The sequence below is a fragment of the Cellulomonas endophytica genome, from assembly GCF_004123805.1.
GTDB classification, from domain to species: Bacteria; Actinomycetota; Actinomycetes; order Actinomycetales; family Cellulomonadaceae; genus Cellulomonas; species Cellulomonas endophytica.
The window spans coordinates 1-1,735 of the sequence record NZ_RWJX01000161.1 but is presented as its reverse complement, the minus strand read 5'-3'; the positions used below and the strand labels follow the sequence as shown (position 1 = coordinate 1,735).

Annotated in this window: 1 protein-coding gene and 1 pseudogene; both read right to left on the bottom strand. The window is 82.9% G+C overall.

Annotated features, from left to right (window positions below; translation table 11 throughout):
• Nucleotides 1-401: carbon storage regulator CsrA (gene csrA, locus EJA20_RS19810; protein WP_205687589.1), on the bottom strand; the 401-nt coding region annotated here is incomplete at its 3' end.
• A 146-nt stretch (nucleotides 402-547) separates the two neighbouring features.
• A pseudogene (locus EJA20_RS18440) lies at nucleotides 548-1,735 on the bottom strand (hypothetical protein); the annotation flags it as partial.

Sequence of the window (1,735 nt, the reverse complement as noted above, 5' to 3'; positions counted from 1 at the left end):
CCGTCCGTGCCGTCCGTGCCGTCCGTGCCGTCCGTGCCGTCCGGGTGCCCGGTGCCGTCGGTGCCCTCGGGCGCAGGTGCGTCGACCACGGAGCCGTCGACCGCGGGTCCGTCCCCGCCGCCGTCCAGGCCCGGGGCGGCGGAGGCCGCCCCCGCCTCGGCGGCGCCGTCGGGACGTGCCGGCACGAGGGCGCGGAGCGCCTCGGCCGTCGCCTCGTCCGCCGCGACGGACTCGCGGTTGGCGGCGGTGACCGCCTCGAGGACCTCGGCGCGGTGCACCCGCACCTCACGGGGGGCGTCGATGCCGAGGCGCACGCCGTCACCACGCACCTCGATGACGGTGACGGTGATGCCGTCACCGATCACGAGACGCTCGCCGACGCGGCGGCTGAGGACCAGCATGGCGCGACCCTACCTGCTCCTCCGCCCGAGCACGGGTCGACGGGCGGTGCCCGGTCCGTCACGGCGACGCGTCGGCGCGAGGGCGCGCGAGCACCGGCCCGGCCGCGCCGGCCCCCAGGGGGCCCGGGCCGCGTCCCCGCCCGGCGTCAGGACCAGCCGGACGCCGGGCCCAGGGCCTGGCCCAGCGCGGCCGCCCACGCCACGGAGGAGGCGGGCGCGCCGTCGACGAGGGCGACCGGGGCGCCGAGGTCGAGCACCGTGCCGGGCTCGCTCGTGTCGAGCACGTGCCGGGCCGCGAGCGCCGACCAGGTCACCCCGGCCGGGCCGGCCACCTCGTCGAGCCACCGGCGCAGGTCGCGCGGCTTGAGGCGCGCGTCGACGACGGCCCACGCGGCGTCGGGGCGCAGCGCCTTGAGGATGCGGGCGGCGTCGGCCCGGTGCTGGGGCTCCTCCCCCACGCCGAGGGCGACGACCCACGGGTGGCGGGCGCCGCCCGCACCGGTGCGCCACGCCGTCGCCGACGACGCGGCCGCGAGGGTGCGGCCGGCCGGCCGCGGGCTGCCGGGCACGAGCCGTCCGGCGCGGACGAGCCCGCCCTCCCCCGCGCCCACGCGGTCGACGAGGAGCCCGGCCACGGCCGAGGCCGCCTCCGGGGTCCCGACGACGACGAGCACGCCGCCGGGCGACCGGGGCGCCGCCGGGGCGGAGGGGATGCGGGCGACGACGGACGCGAGCGTCGGCTCGTCGGGACCCACGAGCGCGTCCGGCACGCCGACGGCGGCGAGCTCGCGCCGCAGCCGCGCACCCGCCGTCTCCGCCGTGCCGGCCTGCTCGGCCGTCCCGGATGTCCCGGCCGCTCCGGCGGCCGCACCGTCCGCGCCGTCCGCGGCGGCGCCTGCGGCGCCTGCGGTGCCTGCGGTGCCCGCGGTGCCTGCGGTGCCCGGGCGGGCCTCCGCCGGCGGCTCGAGGGCGGGGGTCGGGGGGACGTCGGTGGCCGGGGTGGCGGCGGGAGCGGTCAGGGGGGCGGCCGCACGACTCCCGGCGCCGGCGGCCGCGGCGCGGTCGGCCGGGTCGTCCGGGGTGGTCGAGGCGGCCGGGGCAGCCGGGGCAGCCGGGGTGGCCTCGGGTGCGGCCGGCGCCCCGGTCGACGGCACGGTGCCGACGGTGCCGACGGTGCCGTCGGCCCCGCGGTCGACGGGCGTGCGGGGCGCGGCGGGACGCGGGACGAGGGGCTGGAAGACCGCCGGCGTCACGACGCGCGGCCGCTCGGCCGCCGGGGCGGGGCCGGCCGCCGGGGACGCGGACGCCGACGAGTGCCCGCCCGCCGCGGGCCG